Genomic DNA, 21,031 nt, shown 5'->3' with positions numbered 1-21,031 from the left:
ATCGATCGTCAGTCCGGGGTGTGGGTCGGCTGATCCGCCCACGGCAGGGATGACGGCAGGTCGCGACTCACGGTGCCCGGGAAGGTCGGCGGGCGTTTCTCCAGGAAGGAGCGCACCCCCTCGATGGCGTCGGCGTTGGTGGCAAGGTTGCGGATGAGCGCGGAGTCGACCTCGTGGGCGGGGAAGGGGGAGGACCCGCCGGACAGACGGGCGAGCATCGCTCGGATGACGGCCACCGACACGGGCGCGGTGGTGTCGCGGATGTCGCGGGCCAGTGCGTGGGCTGCTTCCTCCACCTCGTGGGGCTCGTGGACCGAGGTGAGCAGGCCGGAGGCCAGCGCCTCATCCGCGCCGAAGACCCGGCCGCTGATCATCCAGTCGCTGGCCTTCGTCACCCCGACGAGGCGCGGCAGATACCAGACGGACGCCCCCTCGGGATAGATGCCACGACGAGCGAAGACGAAGCCGAAGCGCGAGTCGGTCGCGGCCAGCCGGAAGTCGCACGACAGCGTGATCGTCAGCCCACCGCCCACGGCGGCGCCGCGGATGGCGGCGATGACGGGGGTGTTCATCAGGTGGATGGTTCTCGAGCAGCGCCCGGCAGGCTCCTGCCAGTGCTCCTGACCGGAGGCTTCGTCCGCCTCGCTCACGTCGAAGCCGCCCCCGGACAGGTCCGCACCGACGCTGAAGTCCCCACCCGCACCGGTGAGGACGACCACGCGCACATCGTCGTCGCGATCCGCCCGTTGCAGCGCGTCCTCCAGTTCGTCGGACATCCGCAGCGTGTACCCGTTGCGTGCCTCCGGTCGATTCAGCCGGATGGTCGCGATCTGCTCGCACACCTCGTAGGTGATGTCGTCGTAGTCAGTGGCTGCCATGCGAATCCGCCTCCTGATCGCTCGCGCCCAGCTCGGCAGCCAGCATCTGCGACCAGGTGCGCACGATGCGGCGGCGGCGTTTGGAGTCATCGGAGAGCAGGTCCGCCAGCGCCAGACCACGGGCCAGGTCCAGCGTGGTCTGGATCAGTGTCCGGGCGTGTGGGTCGTCGTCATCGACCCCGAGGTGCTCCACCGCAGCGGCGTGCACCGATCGGGCGAAGCGCCGCTCCAGCGGCTGGATGGTCTCGAGCATCTGGGGGTCGGCCGCTGCGGCCACCCACGCCTGCAGGGCCGCCCGGAAGAGGTCGCCCATGTAGAGCTCGACGAGTGTCGCCACGACCGCGTGGACGCGCTCGGCCCCGGTCAACTGCGGTGGCGCCATGGCCTCGACCATCAGCCGCCGCTCGTCGAACATGTGCTCCAGCGCGGCGGCGACGAGCTCCTCCCGGGTGGGGAAGTGGTGCTGCAGGGCGCCGCGGCTGATCCCCGCGTCCGCCGCAATGACCGAGACGGTCGAAGCGGACCACCCGCGGCTGGCCACGCAGTGCACCGTCGACTCGAGCAGCCGAGCCCGGGTGGCGCGGCTGCGGTCCTGCTTCGGCTCGAGGCTCACGCCGACCAGCGAGGAGCTCGCCGCTGGAGGAAGGCGGTCATGCCCTCCCTGGCCTCCTCGCTGGAGAACAGGCGCGAGGACTGCGCGGCGACCCGGTCACGGTGCTCGTCCAGGTGGGCGAGCAGCTCGTGGGTGACGAGTGCCTTGCTCTCGCGCAGGCCCTGCGGCGAGCACTTCGCGAGGTCGCCGGTGAGCTTCGTCAGCGCTGCGTCCAGGTCCGTGGGCGCCTCGGTCGCCAGACCGATGCGGGCCGCTTCGGCCGCGTCGAACTTCTCACCGGTGAGGAAGACCCGAGAGGCCGCTCGCGGGTCGATCCGCGGCAGGACGGTCAGCGAGATGACGGAGGCGGCCAGCCCGAGTCGCGACTCGGTCAGGGCGAAGGTCGAGGCCTCGCCGGCGAGCACGATGTCGCAGGCGGCGACCAGACCCATACCGCCGGCGCGTACGTGCCCATCGATGACCCCGACGACCGGCTTGGGCAGCGTGACGATGAGCCGGAGCAGGTCGACGAGCTCATCCGCGCGGGCGCGGGCCGGGTCGTCCGCCGGGTCATCGGTGGCCTCGGACAGGTCCGCGCCGGCGCAGAACGTGCCGCCGGTGTGGGTGAGCACGACCGCGCGCACGGCCTCGTCCGCCGCTGCGGCGTCCAGGGCCTCGCGCAGCTGCGCCACGAGCAGACCGGACAGGGCGTTGCGGTTGTGCGGAGAGTCCAGCGCCACCGTCGCGATGCCGCCCTCGGTGGTCACGTCCACGCGTCGCTGTGTGTCCTGGGTGCTCATGCCTCGTCCTGCCCTTCGTTCTCGTCCTCGACCACGGCCAGGGTGGCGCCCTGCTCGACCTGCTGACCGACCGAGACCGAGATCTCGACGACCGTGCCGGAGGCCGGGGCGGCCACCTCGTGCTCCATCTTCATCGCCTCAAGGTAGAGCAGCGGCTGCCCCACCGTCACCTCGTCGCCGACCTCCACGGCAACGCCGATGATCGAGCCCGGCATCGGCGCGACGAGTGTGCCGGCCGGCTTCAGCGCCGCCGGGTCGACGAAGCGGGGCAGCACCCGCAGCGTCAGGTTGCCCATGGGGGAGTCAACCGCGACCTGCGTACCGGACCCGTCGCCGTTGTCGATCGTCGCGACATCGAAGCGCCGGCGCACCCCGTCCAGGTTGATGACGACGGACCCTCCGGTGGCCTCGACGAGCTCGATGCTCGTCACGTCCGCCGGGAGCGTCTCGACCTCGAGCCCCTCGCGGCCGATGCGGTATCCGACGTGGATCTCCTGGTCACCGTGACCGAAGCCGCGGCGCTGGAAGATGCTCGGTACGTTGCGGAACCCGCCGCTGACGGCCCCGAGCACCGTTCGCTCGGCGCGCTGGTGCGCGCCATCCGCGATCGAGGCCACGAGTGCGGCCAGGTCGGGGGCGAGGGCGGCACCCGCGGTCAGGGTGGTGGGGTCGTGCCGGTCGTAGAAGCTCGTGTCCGCGGTGCCGGCGAGCATCTCCGGGTGGAGCAGGCTCGCGACGAGCAGGTCCCGGTTCGTCGCCAGGCCGTGCACCCGGCCGCGCCGCAGGGCGGAGGCGAGCTCACGAGCTGCCTCGGTACGGGTCGGCGCGAAGGAGATCACCTTGGCGATCATCGCGTCGTAGTGGGTGCCGATGACCGAGCCGACCTCGACGCCGGAGTCCAGTCGCAGACCGTGGTGCGCCGGGATCTCGAAGTGCGAGGTGACCCCCGGCAGATCGAGCGCGGCGATGGTCCCCGTCTGCGGACGCCAGCCGTCGCCCGGGTCCTCGGCGTAGAGCCGGGCCTCCATCGACCACCCCCGGGGGGTCGGTTCGTCCCCGGTGAGCTGCTGCCCTTCGGCGACCTCGATCTGCAGACCGACCAGGTCGGTGCCGGTGACGCACTCGGTGACCGGGTGTTCCACCTGCAGGCGGGTGTTCATCTCGAGGAAGAAGAAGGACCCATCGGGCATGGCGAGGAACTCCACGGTCCCGGCACCGCGGTAGTCCACGGCCGCGGCCGCGTTGCGTCCGGCATCGAGCAGCGCGGTGCGCATCTGCTCCCCGACCCGGTCGACGAGAGGGGAGGGGGCCTCCTCGATGACCTTCTGGTGACGGCGTTGCAGCGAGCACTCGCGCTCACCCAGGGCCCACACGGTGCCGTGGGCGTCCGCCATGATCTGGACCTCGACGTGGTGACCGGACTCGAGGTAGCGCTCGACGAAGACGGTCGGGTCGCCGAAGGCGGACGCGGCCTCACGGGAGGCGGAGGCGACGGCGCCGTCGATCTCGTCGAGAGCCCGCACGATCCGCATCCCGCGACCACCGCCCCCGGAGGAGGCCTTGACGAGCACGGGCAGATGCTCCTGCGCAACCTCGGCCGGGTCGAGGCGGTTGAGCACCGGGACGCCGGCCTCGGCCATCCGCTGCTTCGACTCGACCTTGCTGCCCATGACCCGGATGGCCTGTGGGTCGGGTCCGATCCAGGTCAGGCCGGCTGCCTGGACCTGTTGCGCGAAGTCGGCGTTCTCCGACAGGAATCCGTACCCGGGGTGGATGGCGTCCGCACCGGCCCGCTGGGCGGCCTCGATGACGAGGTCGCCGCGCAGGTAGGTATCACCCGGCGCGTTGCCGGGCAGGTGCACCGCGGCATCCGCGTCGGTGACGTGGGGGCTGTTGGCGTCCGCGTCGGAGAAGACCGCGACGGTGCTGATGCCGCGTCGGCGGCAGGCCGCGAAGACGCGTCGAGCGATCTCGCCGCGGTTGGCGACGAGGACGCTGGTGATGGGGGTCTGGGGCTGGGTGGTCATCATTTCCTCACATCCGGAAGACGCCGAAGGACGACGTCCCCTCGACCGGTGCGGTGTGGATGGCGGACAGGGCTACGCCCAGGACATCGCGCGTGTCCCGGGGGTCGATGATGCCGTCGTCGTAGACGAGTCCCGAGAGGACCATGGGCATGGCCTCGGCGCTGATCTGCTTCTCGACGGCAGCGTGCATGGCTGCGGCGCCCTCCTCGTCGAAGGGCTTGCCCTGGCCCAGGGCGGAGGCGCGGGCGACGTTCGTGACGACATCGGCCAACTGTGTGGCCCCCATGACGGAGGAGCGCGCCGAGGGCCACGTGAAGACGAATCTCGGGTCGTAGGCGCGGCCGCACATGCCGTAGTGCCCGGCCCCGTAGGAGTTGCCCAGCAGGACCGAGATGTGCGGGACGGTCGAGTTGGACACGGCGTTGATCATCATCGAGCCGTGCTTGATGATGCCGTTCTGCTCGTACTCCTTGCCGACCATGTACCCCGTCGTGTTGTGCAGGAAGAGCAGCGGGGTGTTCGACCGGTTGGCGAGCTGGATGAACTGCGTCGCCTTCTGCGACTCCTCGCTGAAGAGCACCCCGCGGGCATTGGCGAGGATGCCGACCGGGAAGCCGTGCAGCTGGGCCCATCCGGTGACGAGGGATGAGCCGTAGAGCGGCTTGAACTCGTCGAAGTCGCTGTCGTCGACGATCCGGGCGATGACCTCGCGCGGGTCGAAGGGGGACTTCAGGTCCGGCGGGACGATCGACAGCAGCTCTTCGGCCGGGTAGCGCGGCGGCTTCGGCTCGGTGGTCGCCGGCCCCGAGGCCTTCCGGTGGCCCAGGCGGGAGACGATGTTGCGCCCGATGCGGATCGCGTCCTGCTCGTCCAGCGCGTAGTGGTCGGCCAGACCGGAGACCCGGGCGTGCATGTCGGCACCACCGAGCGACTCGTCGTCGGACTCCTCACCGGTGGCCGCCTTGACGAGCGGCGGGCCGGCGAGGAAGACCTTCGACTGCTGCTCGATCATCACGACGTGGTCGCTCATGCCCGGCAGGTAGGCGCCGCCCGCGGTGGAGTTGCCGAAGACGAGGGAGATCGTCGGGATGCCCTCCTTCGACAGGCGGGTGAGGTTGCGGAAGGTCTCCCCGCCGGGGATGAAGATGTCCTTCTGCGTCGGCAGGTCAGCGCCGCCGGACTCGACGAGGGTGATCACCGGCAGACGGTTCTCCCGCGCCACCTCGTGCATCCGCAGGGTCTTCTTCAGCCCGGGCGGGTTGCTCGTGCCGCCCTTGACCGTGGGGTCATTGGCGAGGACGAGGCACTCGACCCCGGAGACGAGCCCGATGCCGGCGACGATCGAGGCGCCGACGGTGAAGTTCGAGCCGTAGCCCGCGAGGGTGGCCAGCTCCAGGAAGGGGGACTCCAGGTCGAGCAGCAGCTCGATCCGCTCGCGGGCGGTGAGCTTGCCGCGCTTGTGGTGCCGGGCGGTGTACTTCTCCCCGCCGCCGGCGACGGACGTGGCGATCTCCACGCCGATCTCGGCGAGGGAGGCCTTCATGGCTTCGGCCGCCTCCTGCGCCTGGGGGCTGGTCGGGTCGAGGGTGCTGTCCAGGATCGTCATGCCGTCAGTCCCATCCGTCGTGCGGCCATCTGGTTGAGGATCTCGACGGTGCCGCCGCCGATGCCGATGATGCGCATGTCGCGGTACTGCCGCTCGATCTCGCACTCGGCCATGTAGCCCATCCCGCCGAAGAGCTGGAGGGCCTCGTGGGCCACCCACTCGCCGGCTCGGGTGGCGGTGTTCTTCGCGAAGCACACTGCCGGGATGAGCGAGGTCAGTTCTTCGCCGGCCTCGTGGCGGTCGACCACGGCGCGGGTGTAGGTGCGCGCGACGTCGATGCGCGAGGCCATCTCGACGAGGGTGTTCTGTACCGACTGGCGCGCGATGAGCGGCTCGCCGAAGGTCTTCCGGTCACGGCACCACGCCGTGGCCAGGTCCAGGCAGCGCTGTGCCTGCGAGTAGGCCTGCGCGGCCATGGCGATCCGCTCGGTGAGGAAGGCGCTGCCGATGAGCAGGAAGCCGGCGTTCTCCGGCCCGATGAGGTTCTCGGCCGGGACCCGCACGTCGGTGAGGGACAGCTCGGCGGTGTCCGAGCAGCGCCAACCCAGCTTCTCCAGCCGGCGGGTCACCTCGAACCCGGGAGTGCCCTTCTCGATGACGATCAGGGACAGGCCGCGACCACCGGGATGCTCCTCACCACCGGTGCGTACCGCTGTCGTGACGAAGTCGGCGCGGACCCCGGAGGTGATGTACGTCTTGGCGCCGTTGACGACGTACTCGTCGCCGTCGCGGCGCGCGGTGGTGCGCAGCCCGTTCACGTCGGATCCGCCGTCGGGCTCGGTGATCGCCAGGGCGCCGATCCGTTCGCCGGCCAGGGTCGGGGCCACCCAGCGCTCGATCTGCTCCCGGTCGCTCGCGGTGACGATGTGCGGACAGGCGATGCCGGCCGTGAAGAGGGAGGCGTAGGCGCCGCCGGCGCCCCCGGCCTCGTGGAATGCCTCGGTGACGGTGACCCCGGCCCGCTGACCGCCGCCTTCGCCACCGGCGTGCTCGGGGAAGCTCGCGCCGAGCAGTCCCTGTCGTGCGGCCACGGTGTGCAGCGAGCGGGGTAGCTCCCCTTCGCGCTCCCAGGCGTCCTGGTGCGGCAGGATCTCGCGCTCGACGAACTGACTCGTCGTGTCGCGCAGGGCGCTCATCTCGTCGGTGTACCAGTCGGCGTGACTCATCGGTGGTCCTCGGGGGTCGAAGGGAGCAGGTGGGTGGGGATGTCGACGTGCCGGGAGCGCAGCCACTCGGCCAGGCCCTTGGCCTGCGGGTCGAAGCGGGCGTTGTAGGCCACGCCTTCACCGAGGATGTTCTCGACGACGACGTTGACGGCCATCAGGTTGGGCAGGTGCGTGATCTGCACGGGCAGGTCGGCCGCCTCGGGGATCAGCTCTCGCACCCGCTCGGGGGTCAGGTGCGCGGACAGCCACGGCCAGACGCGCTCGTCGCGCACCCACACACCGATGTTGGCGTGGCCGCCCTTGTCGCCGGAGCGGGCGCCGGCGATGGTGCCCAGGGGGACGGCGCAGGTCGGGGCCGGCTCGCCGTGCGGTCCGGCCGCGGCGTGGGTCCCGTCGCCGGGCGCTGCGGGTTCGCCCAGGAGCGGCTCGAGCGGGCGGGTCTGCGAAGGGGGAGCGATGACCTCCACGGTGCCGTCGTCCAGGACGACCTCGTGCTCGGGCACCGACTGCGCGACGTACCCGGGGGTGAAGACCCCGTACGGCGATCCGGCGGACGGGGGTGCGAGGGTGTGGCAGCCCGGGTAGGTGCCCAGGGCGATCTCGATCCCTGCGCGGGTGAAGGCGCGGCCGACGACCTTGGGGTCCTTGTCGCGGGCGACCACCGTCAGCAGCGCCGCGGCCTGCTGCTGGGTCGGTGCGTTCGGGATGTCGGTGCGCGTCAGTGCCCACGTCAGCTCGGCGGGGGAGGTCGTCAGCCCGGACATGAACTGGCGCTGGGCGAGCTCGGCCTTCGCCTCGATGTCCAGGCCGGTCAGGACCATCGTCATCTCGTTGCGGAAGCCGCCGAGGGAGTTCAGCGAGACCTTGACCTCGGGCGGGGGAGCCTCGCCGCGGATCCCGGCCATGGAGACCCGGTCGGGGGCCTGGTGCTCGACGGTGATCGTGTCCAGGCGCGTCGTGACGTCCGGACCGGGATAGCGCGCGTCGGCGATCTCGTAGAGCAGCTGGGACTTCACGGTGTCGACGGTGACGGCGCCACCGGTGCCCGGGTGCTTCGTGATGACGCTGGAGCCGTCACGGTGGATCTCGGCGATGGGGAACCCCGGGTGGTCGAGGTTCTCGATCTCGGTGAAGAACGAGTAGTTCCCTCCGGTGGCCTGGGTGCCGCACTCGATGACGTGTCCGGCCGCGGTGGCTCCGGCCAGTGCGTCGTGGTCCTCACGGCCCCATCCGAAGTGGGCGATGGCCGGCCCGACGATGATCGAGGCGTCCGTGACGCGGCCGGTGACGACGATGTCGGCGCCGGAGGCGACCGCGCGCGCGATCCCGAACGCGCCGAGGTAGGCATGGGCCCCCATCGGCTCGCCCAGGCCGAGCTCGGCTGCCCGGGGGGTCAGGTCGTCGCCGCGGACGTGCGCGACCTGCGGGCTCAGGCCCTGACTCGTCGCGAGCTCGCGGATGGCGGTGACCAGGCCGGGGGTGTTGACGCCGCCGGCGTTGGCCACGATCGTCACGCCCTGCTCGAGGGCCAGGCCGAGGCAGTCGCGCAGCTGCAGCAGGAAGGTCTTGGCGTAGCCGGTGTCGGGGTCCTTGAGCCGGTCGCGCCCGAGGATCAGCATCGTCAGCTCCGCCAGCCAGTCGCCGGTGATGACGTCGACCTGACCGTCCTGGAGCATTTCGCGCATCGCGGACAGGCGGTCCCCGTAGAAGCCGGAGCAGTTGCCGACCCGCAGCACGTCCTGGTCGGCGGCCCTCACTGGCGCGCTCCTCGCGGGGCGCCCGCGAACGCCTGGGCGATCGCGAGCCACGCCTTGGCGTCGCCGGTGGCGACGACGTCGGTCTCCTCGACCTCGCGGCGCTGGGTGACGACGAGGCAGAAGTCCTGCGCGGAGCCGGTGACCCGGTCGGCACTGCGCTCGCCGTCCTCGTCGCCCCAGGTCCACAGCTCCCCGTCGGGGCCGGTCAGCTCGACGTGGAAGGGCTGCGCCGGGGGAGTGCGGTCGTTGATCAGGTAGGCGAAGTCCCGGGTGCGCACCCCCAAGTGGCAGATGTCGCGCAGCCGCGCGGTGGGAGTGCGCGTGACCCCCAGGGCGTCGGCGACGTCCTGCCCGTGCGCCCACGTCTCCATCAGTCGCGCGGTGGCCATCGAGCGGGGGCTCATCGGGGGCCCGAACCACGGCAGCTTGGTGTCGGCGGGGGCGCCGCGCAGGACGTGCGCGAGCCTTTCCCGGCCGGCGCGCCAGCGAGCGAGTACCTGCGCCGGCGTGGCGACGGCGCCCTCCTGCGTGCGCGTGTCCACGTGACCCATGGGGTCCTGCATGGCGATCTCGACCTCGGCGGCGAATCCCTGTGGATCGGTGGCCGCGACGGCCGCGATCTCATCGGTCCACGCCAGGTGCGCGATCTGATGGGCGATGGTCCACCCTTCAGCGGGCGTCGCGCGGGCCCAGGTCGGCTCGTCGAGGTCGGCGACGAGCGCGTCGAGGTCGGCGCACTCGTCGAGGAAGGAGTCCACGGTGTCACTCATGGGGGCGAGCGTCGCACGTCAACGCCTAACAATCAAGCGTGCTTGCTTGTTTATGGTTTCGTCAGTAGCGTCCATGTCATGCGCCTCACTGATGAGCACTCAGCCTTCCGCGCCAGCGTGCGCGCCTTCGTCGAGTCCGAGATCAACCCCCGCGCGGACGAATGGGAGGCAGCCGGCATCTTCCCGGCCCACGAGCTCTTCCCCAAGGCCGCCGCGCTGGGCCTCTTCGGGCTCGAGTACGACGAGGAGTTCGGCGGAGAGGGCGCCGATCACTCGTTCCAGATGATCGCTGCCGAGGAGCTCGGCCGGTGCGACTCCGGGGGCGTCTCGATGGCCATCGGCGTCCAGTCGATGATGGCCACGCCCTCCCTCGCGCGCTTCGGCTCCCCTGAGTTGAAGCAGGCCTACCTCGTCCCGGCTCTGGCCGGCCACCGCGTCGGCGCGATCGCCGTCACGGAGCCGGACACCGGCTCGGACGTGGCCCGCCTGCGCACCAGGGCGAGGCGCGACGGTGACGACTGGGTGATCACCGGGCGCAAGACCTACATCACCAACGGCACCCAGGCCGACTGGCTCTGCCTCCTGGTGCGCACCTCCGACGAGGGCGGATACCGCGGGATGTCGCAGGTGATCGTCCCGACCGACAGCCCCGGATTCTCCGTCGCCAAGAAGTTGGACAAGCTCGGCAACCGCAGCTCGGACACCGCCGAGCTGGTCCTCGATGAGGTGCGCGTGCCCGTGACGAACACGATCGGCGAGATCGGCCGGGGCTTCCAGCAGCAGATGATGCAGTTCGTCATCGAGCGGATGTTCGTCGCCTACTCCAGCGTCGGCAGCTGCGACCGCGCCCTGGAGCGCACGCGTGCCTACATCGCCGAGCGCGAGGTCTTCGGCCAGCCGCTGGCGACGAAGCAGTACGTCACCTTCCGGCTCGCGGAGCTGCAGGCCCAGGTCGAGCTGCTCCGCAACCACAACGCGGCCGTCTGCGAGGCCTACATGGCCGGCGACGACATCATCCGCGGCGCCAGCGTCGCCAAGCTCACCGCCGGTCGCCTGGTGCGCGAGGTCGCCGACACCTGCATCCAGTTCTACGGCGGCATGGGCTACATGGAGGAGACGTGGACCGCGCGCTTCCTGCGCGACACCCGGCTCGGCTCCATCGGGGGCGGCGCCGACGAGGTCATGCTCCAGGTCCTGGCACGCCTCGACGGGATGCCCGCGTGATGGACCACGGATTCGGCAACTGGGCCACCATCCACGCGCTGCGCAATGCCGACCGCGTGGCGTATGTCGACGGGCCCGAGGGGGTCGAGACCACCTATGCCCAGTTGGAGGAGCGCACCAACCGCCTGGCCGACGCATTGCGGACGAAGGGGGTCGCACCCGGGGACCGGGTGGCACTGCTGTGTCTCAACAGCCCCCAGATGATGGAGATCTACCTCGCCGTGGCCAAGCTCGGGGCCATCAGCGTGCCGGTGAACTTTCGCCTGCACCCCGATGAGATCGCTTACGTGCTGGGCGACTCCGGGGCCAGTCTGCTCTTCGTCAGCACTGCTTTCCTCCCGGCCGCGACGCAGGCACTCGAGAACGAGACCTCCGTGCGCGAGACCATCCGGGTCCCGGCCCTGGCCGAGCGGGTCGCCGGTGAGGGGGGCGACTACGAGCCCCTCCTGGCCTCGGGCGCCCCGGAGCGGGTCGTGGCAGAGGTGGGTCATGACGACGTGTGCGTGATCATGTACACCTCGGGCACGACGGGGCGTCCGAAGGGCGCCATGCTCACCCACGGCAACTTCTTCTACAACGCCATCAACGCGATGGGGTTCGCCTCGGGCATCGGACGGACGGACGTCACGATCTCGGCCGCACCCCTCTTCCACATCGGGGCGCTGGGGGTACACACCCTGCCCTTCCTCCTCGTCGGTGGCAGCGTCGTGGTGATCGAGGCCTTCGCCCCGGACCAGTGGGTCGAGGCAGCCGCGCGACACCACGTCACCCAGGCCTTCCTGGTGCCGGCGATGTGGGCGGCTGTTGCTGCGTCGCCGGCGCTGGAGACGGCGGACCTGTCCTCCCTTCGGCTGGCGATCAGTGGTGGGGCGCCGTGCCCACTGCCGGTGATCTCCGCGATGAGGGGCCACGGTGTTGCCTTCACCGAGGGCTTCGGCATGACCGAGACCTCGCCCAATGCAGCCTGCCTCCAGCCGGAGGACGTCGTCGAGCACGCCGGCTCGGTCGGACGGCCGGTCGCCTTCATGGACTTCCGGATCCTCGACGAGATGGACCAGGACGTACCCCAGGGGGAGGTGGGCGAGCTGTGCCTGCGGGGTCCGAGCATCTTCGTGGGCTACTGGAACAGGCCCGAGGCAACGCAAGAGGCGATCCGGGACGGCTGGTTCCACACCGGTGACATGGCCCGGGTCGACGCGGAGGGCTTCTACAGCCTCGTCGACCGGAAGAAGGACATGGTCATCACCGGCGGGGAGAACGTCTACCCGATCGAGGTCGAGCAGGTGCTCTACGGCCACCCCGACGTCGTCGAGGTCGCCGTCATCGGGGTCCCCGACGACACGTGGGGCGAGATCGTCACCGCTGTCGTCGTGCGCACCGATGGCTCGACCCTCACCACGGACGAGTTGCGTGACTGGGCGCGCGAACGCATCGCCCACTTCAAGGCGCCTCGCCGGGTGACCTTCATCGACGAGCTGCCACGCAATGCCACCGGCAAGATTCTCAAGCGCGAGTTGCGCGTCAGCGAGGGCGGCGGCGACGCCTCCGTCTCCCGCTGAAGACACCAGGAGCGGATGAACATGGAAAAGACACTCAAGGGACGCACCATCCTCATGTCGGGCGGCAGCCGCGGCATCGGTCTGGCCATCGCGGTGCGCGCGGCCCGGGACGGGGCGAACGTCGCCCTGCTCGCCAAGACCGACCAGCCGCACCCCACGCTCGAGGGGACCGTACACACGGCCGCGGAGGCCATCGAGGCCGCCGGCGGCACGGCGCTGCCCATCGTCGGAGACGTTCGTGACGAGGACTCGGTCCGCGCGGCGGTCGCGTCGACGGTCGAGCGCTTCGGCGGCATCGACATCGTCGTCAACAACGCGAGCGCGATCGACCTGTCGAAGACGGCCGACCTGCCGATGAAGAAGTACGACCTGATGCAGGACATCAACTGCCGCGGGTCCTTCCTGCTGGCGAAGGCGGCGCAGCCGCACCTGATCGACTCGGACCACGCCCACGTCCTCTCGCTCTCCCCGCCGATCAACCTCGCCCCGCACTGGGCAGGGGGGCACCTGGGCTACACCATCGCCAAGTACGGGATGAGCATGGTGACCCTCGGCCTGGCGCAGGAGTGGCGCGAGCACGGCATCGCGGCGAACAGCCTGTGGCCGCGCACGGCGATCGACACCGCGGCCGTGCGCACCTTCATGGGGGCGGAGACGGCGGACACCCGCAGCCGTACCCCCGAGATCATGTCCGATGCGGCGCACGCGATCCTCGTGCGCGACCCCGCCGAGTGCACCGGACAGTTCTTCATCGACGACGACGTGCTGGCGCAGGAGGGCATGACCGACTTCAGCGCCTACGGCCCCGACGTCAGCCAGCTCGTGCCGGACCTCTTCCTCGACTGACCCACACGCCCCCCTCGAAACACGCAAGGACAGCCAATGAAGCCTGACCTGTCGCTCGTCGACCCCCTGGAGCACAACCTCGCCACCCGCAACAATGCCGGTGACGTCATCGTGCGCTCCGCGGCGCTCTTCCCCGACCGGGTCGCGGTCGTCGACGGCGACCGTGAGGTGACCTACCGGGAGCTCGCCGAGACCGTGGACCGCCTGGGACACGCACTGCTCGGCCTCGGCCTACCTGCGGGCAGCCCGGTGGCCGTGACGATGATGAACTCGTGGCGGCTGCTGGCGACCTACTACGCCTGCGCCCGCGCGGGCCTGGTCTGCATGCCGCTGAACTTCCTGCTCGCCGGCGAGGACCAGGCCTGGATCCTGCACGACTCCCAGCCGCCGGTGGTCGTCACGGACTCCGCCTTCCGCCCGCTGCACGAGCAGGTGCTGCCGAAGGTGCCGGTCGTCCAGGACGTCATCGTCACCGACGAGGAGAACCCGCAGCCGGTGGCCGGCCTGGCGACGCACGGCTGGCAGGGCCTCGTCGACGGGGCGCCGTCGACGCCGCTCGAGGTCATCGTCGACGACCGGGACGTCGTGCAGTGCCTCTACACCTCCGGGACGACGTCGCGGCCGAAGGGGGTGCTCGTCAGCCACACCTCGCTGGTCACCTCATTGCTGTCGAATGCCCTGGTAACCCGCCAGTCCTGGGGCCGCAACTCACCGGTCATGCTCGTCGTGCTGCCGATGTTCCACGTCACGGCGCTGAACACGGTGACGATGCCGGTGCTGATGATGGGCGGCACGGCCGTGCTCGGGCCGATGGCCTTCGACCCCGTCGCCAGCCTCGACCTCATCGAGCACCACCGGGTGACGCACCTGATGATGCTGCCGATGATGCACCGGGCCTGCGTCGGCGTGCAGGAGCAGCAGCCGCGGGACCTCACCTCGGTCACGACCGCGATCTACGCGATGGCCCCCATGCCCTCGGACCTGCTCGACGCCGTGGAGGGGATCTACCCGAACGCCGACGTCATCCTCGGCTCCGGCCAGACCGAGGTCGTACCGACGACCGTCATGCAGTGGCCCGAGCACCGGCACAGTGCCCCCGACTCGTGGGGCCCCCAGTCGGTGTCCGTGCTGGCGAGGACGATGGGCCCGATGGGTGAGGTCCAAGGGCCCGGGGAGACCGGCGAGATCGTCTACCGCAGCCCCAACGTGTGCAGCGGGTACTGGAACAACCCGGAGGCGAACCAGGCGGCCTTCGCCCACGGTTGGTTCCACTCCAGCGACGTCGGTCACCTCGACGACGACGGTGTCGTGTGGTTCACCGACCGCCTGAAGGACATCATCAAGAGCGGCGGGGAGAACGTCTCGTCCGTCGCCGTCGAGGCCGTGCTCCTCGGTGCGCCCGGGGTGGCCGAGTGCTCCGTCATCGGCGTCCCCGACGAGCGGTGGGGCGAGGCCGTGTGTGCCGTCGTCGTCCCCGACGGCACCGTGCCGACGGCAGAGATCGAGGCCGGCGTCATCGCCCATGCGAAGGCCTCGCTGGCGGGCTTCCAGGTGCCCAAGCAGGTCCGGGTCATCGAGGAGCTGCCGAAGACCGCCACCGGGAAGATCCAGAAGCACCAGGTCCGCGACGCCGTGCGCTGAGGCCGGCTACGCCAGGTCGAGGGTGATGAACTTCGGCCGGTAGATCGTGGGGTTGTTCATCAGCTCCTGGAAGTCGAACGTGTTGACGTTGTAGGAGATGAGCAGCTCGCCGTCCTGCGACAGCTCCGGGTGACCGTGGGCGTTGTACGTGAAGTGCTGCCCCTGCGTCTCGGGGGTCTCGTAGATCGTCTGCGGCTGCACCCACGGCCCGGTGGGGGAGCAGGCGGTCCACGCGTTGATCTTCGGGCTGTACGCCTGTGAGGTGTCCGAGGAGATCATCAGGTACCCGTCGCGGAAGGGGGAGACGCTCAGCTCGTTGGCCACCCCCTTCGCCAGGCGCCCGCTCTCGTCGGGATCGTCCTCCCACTCGTCCGTGCCGAGGTACTCCCAGGTGGAACGGTCGGCGAGGGAGCCCGCCGGTGCCCGCGCCACGTGGAGGTGCTTGACCTCCTCGCGGTCCTCGATGCCGTAGATCCACGTGTGCGTCGGCGTCGTCATCAGCCCGGCACCCCACGCGACCGGCCCCTCGAAGCCCTCCTCGACCTCGGTGACCTCCAGGTCGGGCAGGGACACGTGCGCGAGAGTGTTGCGTTCCCACTCGAAGCCGTGCTCGCCCACCTGCTGGGTCAGGGAGAGGAAGACGAGCAGCTCACCGCCCTCGACCTTGGCGTCCTGCACCCAGTAGTACGTCTGCTCGTCCGGGGCCGGGAGGAACGACTCGGGCCCCTGACGCGTCAGCGTGCTCAGCTGCCCGGAGTCGTCCTCGACGACCAGCGCGTTGTGCACCATCGTCATCCCCGGATCCGGGGTACCGCCCTCGTCGACGGTACCGATGAGCGAGTCGCTGAAGAGCCACAGCGTGCGTTCCTGCGGCAACTGCACGGAGTAGGTCGAGTCGCCCCCGACCCAGCCCGGCCCGGACAGCTCGAAGCGCGCGTCGTCGGAGCGCGAGGGCTGCGCCCAGTCGAGGTCCGCCGTGATGGCCTCGCAGTCGCCCCGGTCCTGCTTCCCCTCCTCGGAGCACCCGGCGAGCAGACCGGCGCCGATCGCGAGCACGGCGCAGCCCGCGGTCAAGCGTCTGCGGCGCATTCAGGCTCCTGGCGGCGGGGATCGGTGGCCGGACTACAAACTACTGCAGGCAGCACTTCGGCTGAGGGCGAAGGGGGATCGAGCCGGTCGCGCGGTCAGAGCCAGCCGAGGTCCTGGGCCCGCCGGGCGGCTTCCACGCGCGTGCTGGAGCCGGTCTTGCCGATCGCCGAGGACAGGTGGTTGCGCACGGTGCCCGGGGAGAGGTGCACCCGGGCACCGATCGCGGCGGCCGAACCGCCGTCGAGGGCGTGGGTGAGGACCTCACGCTCACGGTTGGTCAGGGGGTTCGGCCCGCCGACGACGCTCTCGGTCGCGAGCGACGGGTCGACGACCCGGCCACCCCGGGCGACGGTGCGCACTGCCTCGGCCAGCTCCTCGGAAGGGGTGTCCTTGACGACGAAGCCACTGGCCCCGGCCTCCAGGGCCCGACGCAGGTAGCCCGGACGGCCGAAGGTGGTGACGATGAGGATCCGCGTCCCCGGTAGCTCCCGGGCCAGCTGCGCGGTCGCGGCGATGCCGTCCATCCCGGGCATCTCGATGTCCAGGACCGCGACGTCGGGGCGGGTACGGCGCGCGGCCTGGAGCACCTCGTCACCGGTCCCGACCTCGGCGACGACCTCGAGGTCCTCCTCGAAGCCGAGCAGCGCGGCCATCGCCCCGCGCACGAGGGCCTGGTCGTCGGCCAGCAGCAGGGTGATCACGGCAGATCCACCCGCACCCTCGTCCCGGGACCGGCACCACCGGCGATCCCGTCCTCGACCTCGATCCGCCCACCGGCCTGGCCGACGCGCTCGCGCAGACCGGTCAGCCCGCTGCCCTCCTTGCGCCCGCGCAGCCCGCGACCGTCATCGGTGACCTCGAGCCAGGACGGACCCCAGGCGACCTCGACCCGCTGGGCGCCGCTGTGGCGGATGACGTTGGTGACGCTCTCCCGCAGCACCCAGGCGATCGTGATCCGGTGGGCCGGGTCGACGATGTCACCGTCCTGCGGCAGGACGGCCTCGATCCCGGCATCGCGAAGGGCGGTGGCTGCCGACTCGCGCTCGTCGGCCAGGCGTGCCACCCGCAGCCCGGAGACGGTCGCGCGGATCTCGGCCAGCGACTGTCGGGTCAGCGAGCGGATGTCGGCCAGCTCCCCCTTCGCCCGCTCCGGGTCGATGTCGATCAGGCGCTCGGCCAGGTCGGCCTTGAGGGAGACGACGGTCAGGCTGTGACCCAGGACGTCGTGCACGTCCCGGGCGACCCGGTCGCGCTCGGCGGTCACGGCCAGGGAGCGTTGCACCACCTGGTGCCGCTCGTCGCTGAGGGTGATGCGGCGCAGCAGCAGACCGAAGCCGCCGATGAGCAGGGGCAGGAAGAGCAGCGGCCACACGTCCCGCAGGGCGTCGGTCTGCGCCAGGATCACGGCGGCCATGGCGACCACGGCGATCACCGACGGCAGTGGCCAACGGTCGGGGAAGCTGAAGGCGGCGACCGAGGCGAGGAAGGGGGCGAGGCCGACGGCACCCGGGCCGATGAGGGGGATCAGGGCGAGCATGATCCCGGCCGCGGCCAGGAAGCCACCGAAGACGATGAGCAGGTCCACCCGTCCCCACCCGCAGCGCAGCGCCCGCTGCCCGCGCATGAAACCCCACACGTAGAGACCGGCGAAGGCGACGAGGGCGCCGAGGGTGACTGCGCGCAGCAGCGGCCGGTCGCTCGTCTCCTCGACCACCGCGATGGCGGGGAAGACGAGGAAGACCAACCAGACGGCGGCGAGGACCCAGCCGTGCCTGGCCCACGGGTCGGCGCTGTATCCCTCGTCGGAGGGGGCCCGCGCCACGGCCTGGGAGGGGCTCACTGCCGCTCGCGTCCCCGCCGCGCCAGGAGGACCGTCGCCACGGCCATGATGATCGTCCACACCGCCACGTTAGTCAGTGGGACCCACAGCGACTCGTGGGCGAGGTTGCCCTGCATGTCCACCGAGTAGCCCTCGGTCAGCGGGTACCGGGCGAGGGAGACCATCCCGTAGAGGGGAGTGAACTTCGCGATCGTGAGCATGACCCCCGACAGCGGGATGAAGATGTTGCCGAGGAAGGCGAAGATCACCAGCGACCCGGAGGCGGCGCCGACGGCCGACTCGGACCGGAAGGCGAGCCCGAAGATCAGTCCGTAGAGGGCGAAGAGGCAGGCCCCGAAGAGCACGATGGCCGCGCTGGCGAACCAGACCCAGGTCTCTCCCTCCGCTCCGGTCGAGATGCCGATGCCGTAGATCAGCACGATCGGGATCAGGGCGATGGCCAGGGCGATGATCGCCTTGCCGGCGACGTAGGAGCTGTCGCGAAGCGGGGTCAGCCCCAGCTGTCGGCCCCACCCCTGCTGGCGCTCGACAGCGGCCTGTCCGCCGATGCTCACCGTCGCGGTGACGGCGCCGTACACGGCCATCGAGATCATGATGTACAGCGCCACGTTGCCCCGGCCGATGTCCTCCTCGCCGAAGGTCTGCGCAGCGCCGAAGACGATGTACATGAAGGCCGGCAGGACGGCGATGAAGAACAGGCCGACGTAGTCGCGGCCGATGCGCTTGAGCTCCAGGCCGATGATCGTGGGGTTCATCGCGTCTCCTCCAGGATTGCGTCGCTCGTGCCGTCGTGGCTGTCGTTCGATGGTGCGTCGGCAGCGTTGTCCGGCTCGGGCACGGCCTCGCCGGTGATCGCCAGGAAGGCCGCGTCGAGCGAGGCCGTCGTGACCTCCAGGTTGCTGCCGCCGAGGTCGACGAGCAGCAGCCGGGCGAGCGCGTCGGAGTCCTCACCGACCACCGTGACCCGCTCGCCGGCCACGGTGACCGAGCTCGTCCCGGGCCGGCCGCGCAAGCGGTCGGCGACGGCGCCGACGTCCCCCCTGCGGACGTCGGCGCTGACCGTGCGACCGCTCGCGCGGGAGCGGATCTCCTCGGTGGTGCCGTCCGCGACCACCCGACCACCGGCCATGAGCACGATCCGGTCGGCGAAGGTGTCGGCCTCCTCGAGGTAGTGCGTGGCGAAGAGGACGGTGCGCCCCTGCGCGGCGTCGTGGTGCATCGTGCGCCAGAACTCCCGGCGGGCGCGTACGTCCATCCCGGCGGTCGGCTCGTCGAGGATCAGCAGGTCCGGGTCGGGCAGCAGTGCCAGCGCGAAGCGCAGTCGCTGCTGCTCACCGCCGGAGAGCTTCGCGACCAGGCGGTCGGCCTTGTCGGCGAGCCCCGCGCGCTCGATGACCTCCTCGGTCGGGCGGCGCTCCGGGAAGGTCGAGGCGATCATCCGCACGGTCTCGCGGGCGGTGAGGTCGCGCAGCAGGCCACCGGTCTGCAGCACGGCCGAGACCCTCCCTTCGTGCACGGCGCGGCGGGGTGGGGCGCCGAAGGAGGTGATCGTCCCCGAGGTCGGCTCGGTCAGGCCCAGGACCATGTCCAGGGTGGTGGTCTTGCCGGCGCCGTTGGGCCCGAGGATCGCCACGACCTCGCCGGGCCGGATGCTCAGGTCGACGCCGGCGACGGCGCGCACGGTCTGCGAGCCGGAGCGGAAGTGCTTGGTCACCTCGTGGAGCTGGATGCCCCCGGCATCGGGCCGCGTGGCCGCGTGGGTGCTCGTGTCTGTCATGCGTCCAGCATCCTGCGTCCGGCCGCCGACCACCATCCTGCGATGTCACGACTTGGGCCTGACACATGTCATGGATGCAGACATCCGGCGTCCGAGGAGCCATGATGGAAGGAGCAAGGGCTCGGGTGTCCGACTCGGGCCAATTCGACGATGGAGGTCGACACCATGGGCGCCGCAGTTGAGATCAGCACCGGGATGATCGACCCGATCCACCTCAAGGGCAAGCACGTCATGCTCGGCACGACGTCCCTCGGTGTGCTCGACGGAACCCAGTCGGTCGTGCGCTTCGACGTCCCCTCGGGCAAGCACGTGCTCTACCTCAAGGACGGGCTGACCACCTCCGGCGCGGTCGCGTTCCGCGTCCACACGGGCCACTGCGCCCAGCTGACTCTCAAGGACGTCGACGCGGGGATGTTCGCGGCGATCTTCGGTGGCTGGTTCGCGCTGAAGCGCTCCGGCGACGCGGCCCTCGACGAGCAGACCCCGGGCGCCGAGGAGATCTCCGTCGACGAGGTGCCTGCCGACGCCTGAGCGGTGGTCGGGACCTGCGTGGCACCATCGAAGCCATGCAGGTCACCCAGATTCGCATCTATCCGGTGAAGTCCCTCGGGGGCGTGGACGTCGAGACCGCCCGCGTCGAGCCGTGGGGCCTTGAAGGGGACCGCCGCTGGGCACTCGTCGACGAGATGGGTGAGCGGGTCACCGCACGCGAGGTCAACGCGCTGCTCGGGTTGCGCGCGCAGATCATCGACGACGAGACCATCCGCATCCATGCCGGCCGGGAGAGCATCCTCGTCGACACACCGTTGGGGCTGCCGCCGGTCCCGGTGGGTATCGCGCGCCAAGGTTTCGCCCCACCGGCCGACCAGGACGTCAGCGAGTGGATCAGCGACCGGGTGGGTCGCCCGATGCGCCTGGTCTGGCAGGAGGACCCGCAGGTGCGACGAGTGTCCGGCGCCCACGGTGGGCAGGAGGGTGACACCCTCTCGCTGGCCGACGCCGGCCCCCTGCTGCTGACCTCGCAGGCCTCCCTCGCCCGGCTGGAGGAGTGGCTGGTCGCCGAGGCCGACGAACCGGACCCGCAGGACCTGGACCCCGAGGACGTCAGCGCCGCCGTGGCCGGTTCCGTCATGACGGCCGAAGGGGGAGCGAGCCTGAGCATGGCCCGCTTCCGCCCCAACCTCGTCATCGACGGCCAGGAGCCCTTCGCCGAGGACGACTGGCCGACGGTGAGGATCGGGGACGTGGAGTTCCGCACCGCCGAGACCTGCGACCGGTGCGTCATGACGACGATCGACCCGGATACCCTCGAGCGAGGGAAGGAGCCGATGCGTACCCTCGCGCGGCACCGCCGCTGGGACGGCAAGACGTGGTTCGGCACCCGGCTCGTCCCCCTGACGCAGGGCGAGCTGAGCGTCGGCGATGACGTCGTCCCCGCCTGATCCGCGAGTCGATGAGG

At 70.6% G+C, this 21,031-nt stretch carries 19 protein-coding genes; 6 read left to right on the top strand and 13 right to left on the bottom strand.

Annotated features, from left to right (window positions below; translation table 11 throughout):
• Nucleotides 1-8 precede the first annotated feature (8 nt).
• The 8 genes from BJY20_RS02000 to BJY20_RS01965 are packed head-to-tail and all read right to left on the bottom strand — an operon-like array spanning nucleotide 9 to nucleotide 9,596.
• Complete coding sequence (locus BJY20_RS02000; RefSeq protein WP_185989995.1) at nucleotides 9-878, bottom strand: enoyl-CoA hydratase-related protein; 870 nt, start codon at nucleotides 876-878, stop codon at nucleotides 9-11.
• A complete protein-coding gene (locus tag BJY20_RS01995) occupies nucleotides 865-1,491 on the bottom strand; it encodes a TetR family transcriptional regulator (protein WP_185989994.1) in 627 nt (208 codons plus the stop codon). Before BJY20_RS01995 ends, BJY20_RS02000 begins: the two co-directional genes overlap by 14 nt.
• The gene (locus tag BJY20_RS01990; protein ID WP_185989993.1) at nucleotides 1,488-2,270 is read right to left on the bottom strand and encodes an enoyl-CoA hydratase family protein; all 783 of its coding nucleotides are present in this window, start codon (nucleotides 2,268-2,270) and stop codon (nucleotides 1,488-1,490) included. The genes BJY20_RS01995 and BJY20_RS01990 overlap by 4 nt, the downstream gene beginning before the upstream one ends.
• Entirely contained in the window at nucleotides 2,267-4,297 is a 2,031-nt protein-coding gene (locus BJY20_RS01985) for an ATP-binding protein (RefSeq protein ID WP_185989992.1), read from the bottom strand. Before BJY20_RS01985 ends, BJY20_RS01990 begins: the two co-directional genes overlap by 4 nt.
• Before the next feature lie 7 nt (nucleotides 4,298-4,304).
• On the bottom strand, nucleotides 4,305-5,903 hold the full coding sequence (locus BJY20_RS01980) for an acyl-CoA carboxylase subunit beta (RefSeq protein WP_185989991.1): 1,599 nt from the start codon (nucleotides 5,901-5,903) through the stop codon (nucleotides 4,305-4,307).
• Nucleotides 5,900-7,069, bottom strand: coding sequence for an acyl-CoA dehydrogenase family protein (locus BJY20_RS01975; RefSeq protein ID WP_221935215.1), 1,170 nt, complete (start codon nucleotides 7,067-7,069; stop codon nucleotides 5,900-5,902). The genes BJY20_RS01980 and BJY20_RS01975 overlap by 4 nt, the downstream gene beginning before the upstream one ends.
• The gene (locus BJY20_RS01970) at nucleotides 7,066-8,826 is read right to left on the bottom strand and encodes an acyclic terpene utilization AtuA family protein (protein ID WP_343062736.1); all 1,761 of its coding nucleotides are present in this window, start codon (nucleotides 8,824-8,826) and stop codon (nucleotides 7,066-7,068) included. The genes BJY20_RS01975 and BJY20_RS01970 overlap by 4 nt, the downstream gene beginning before the upstream one ends.
• The gene (locus tag BJY20_RS01965; RefSeq protein WP_185989990.1) at nucleotides 8,823-9,596 is read right to left on the bottom strand and encodes a TIGR03084 family metal-binding protein; all 774 of its coding nucleotides are present in this window, start codon (nucleotides 9,594-9,596) and stop codon (nucleotides 8,823-8,825) included. The genes BJY20_RS01970 and BJY20_RS01965 overlap by 4 nt, the downstream gene beginning before the upstream one ends.
• A 78-nt stretch (nucleotides 9,597-9,674) precedes the next feature.
• Between BJY20_RS01965 and BJY20_RS01960 the strand changes: the two genes are divergently transcribed.
• Genes BJY20_RS01960 through BJY20_RS01945 form a run of 4 tightly spaced genes read left to right on the top strand, consistent with a single transcriptional unit; the run spans nucleotide 9,675 to nucleotide 14,866 of the window.
• Nucleotides 9,675-10,820 carry an acyl-CoA dehydrogenase family protein gene (locus tag BJY20_RS01960; RefSeq protein WP_185989989.1) on the top strand — a complete coding sequence of 382 codons (1,146 nt, stop codon included), beginning with the start codon at nucleotides 9,675-9,677 and terminating at the stop codon, nucleotides 10,818-10,820.
• Nucleotides 10,820-12,379 (top strand): acyl-CoA synthetase, encoded by a 1,560-nt coding sequence (locus BJY20_RS01955; RefSeq protein WP_185989988.1) that lies wholly within the window; start codon nucleotides 10,820-10,822, stop codon nucleotides 12,377-12,379. The genes BJY20_RS01960 and BJY20_RS01955 overlap by 1 nt, the downstream gene beginning before the upstream one ends.
• A 21-nt stretch (nucleotides 12,380-12,400) precedes the next feature.
• A complete protein-coding gene (locus BJY20_RS01950; protein ID WP_425484111.1) occupies nucleotides 12,401-13,225 on the top strand; it encodes an SDR family oxidoreductase in 825 nt (274 codons plus the stop codon).
• A gap of 36 nt (nucleotides 13,226-13,261) precedes the next feature.
• Entirely contained in the window at nucleotides 13,262-14,866 is a 1,605-nt protein-coding gene (locus tag BJY20_RS01945) for a class I adenylate-forming enzyme family protein (protein WP_185989986.1), read from the top strand.
• Nucleotides 14,867-14,872: 6 nt separating this feature from the next.
• On the opposite strand, the gene BJY20_RS01940 is transcribed toward BJY20_RS01945, so the two are convergent.
• The 5 genes from BJY20_RS01940 to BJY20_RS01920 all read right to left on the bottom strand — a co-directional run bounded on the left by BJY20_RS01940 (nucleotide 14,873) and on the right by BJY20_RS01920 (nucleotide 19,572).
• Nucleotides 14,873-15,955, bottom strand: a complete 1,083-nt coding sequence (locus BJY20_RS01940) for a glycoside hydrolase family 183 protein (protein ID WP_185989985.1) — start codon at nucleotides 15,953-15,955, stop codon at nucleotides 14,873-14,875.
• Nucleotides 15,956-16,050: 95 nt separating this feature from the next.
• The gene (locus BJY20_RS01935; RefSeq protein ID WP_185989984.1) at nucleotides 16,051-16,656 is read right to left on the bottom strand and encodes a response regulator; all 606 of its coding nucleotides are present in this window, start codon (nucleotides 16,654-16,656) and stop codon (nucleotides 16,051-16,053) included.
• Nucleotides 16,653-17,795, bottom strand: coding sequence for a histidine kinase (locus BJY20_RS16345; RefSeq protein WP_185989983.1), 1,143 nt, complete (start codon nucleotides 17,793-17,795; stop codon nucleotides 16,653-16,655). The genes BJY20_RS01935 and BJY20_RS16345 overlap by 4 nt, the downstream gene beginning before the upstream one ends.
• On the bottom strand, nucleotides 17,792-18,550 hold the full coding sequence (locus tag BJY20_RS01925; RefSeq protein WP_185989982.1) for an ABC transporter permease: 759 nt from the start codon (nucleotides 18,548-18,550) through the stop codon (nucleotides 17,792-17,794). The genes BJY20_RS16345 and BJY20_RS01925 overlap by 4 nt, the downstream gene beginning before the upstream one ends.
• Entirely contained in the window at nucleotides 18,547-19,572 is a 1,026-nt protein-coding gene (locus tag BJY20_RS01920; RefSeq protein ID WP_185989981.1) for an ABC transporter ATP-binding protein, read from the bottom strand. Before BJY20_RS01920 ends, BJY20_RS01925 begins: the two co-directional genes overlap by 4 nt.
• 165 nt (nucleotides 19,573-19,737) lie before the next feature.
• Here BJY20_RS01920 and BJY20_RS01915 point away from each other — a divergent pair, with 165 nt between their 5' ends.
• Together BJY20_RS01915 and BJY20_RS01910 are read left to right on the top strand one after the other, a co-directional pair.
• Entirely contained in the window at nucleotides 19,738-20,103 is a 366-nt protein-coding gene (locus BJY20_RS01915; protein ID WP_185989980.1) for a hypothetical protein, read from the top strand.
• Nucleotides 20,104-20,138: 35 nt separating this feature from the next.
• Complete coding sequence (locus BJY20_RS01910) at nucleotides 20,139-21,014, top strand: MOSC domain-containing protein (RefSeq protein ID WP_185989979.1); 876 nt, start codon at nucleotides 20,139-20,141, stop codon at nucleotides 21,012-21,014.
• Nucleotides 21,015-21,031: the final 17 nt, after the last annotated feature.

Source organism: Janibacter cremeus (genome assembly GCF_013409205.1).
Taxonomy (GTDB): Bacteria; Actinomycetota; Actinomycetes; order Actinomycetales; family Dermatophilaceae; genus Janibacter; species Janibacter cremeus.
The sequence above is the reverse complement of the archived record's forward strand: the minus strand, read 5'-3'. Positions and strand labels throughout refer to the sequence as shown.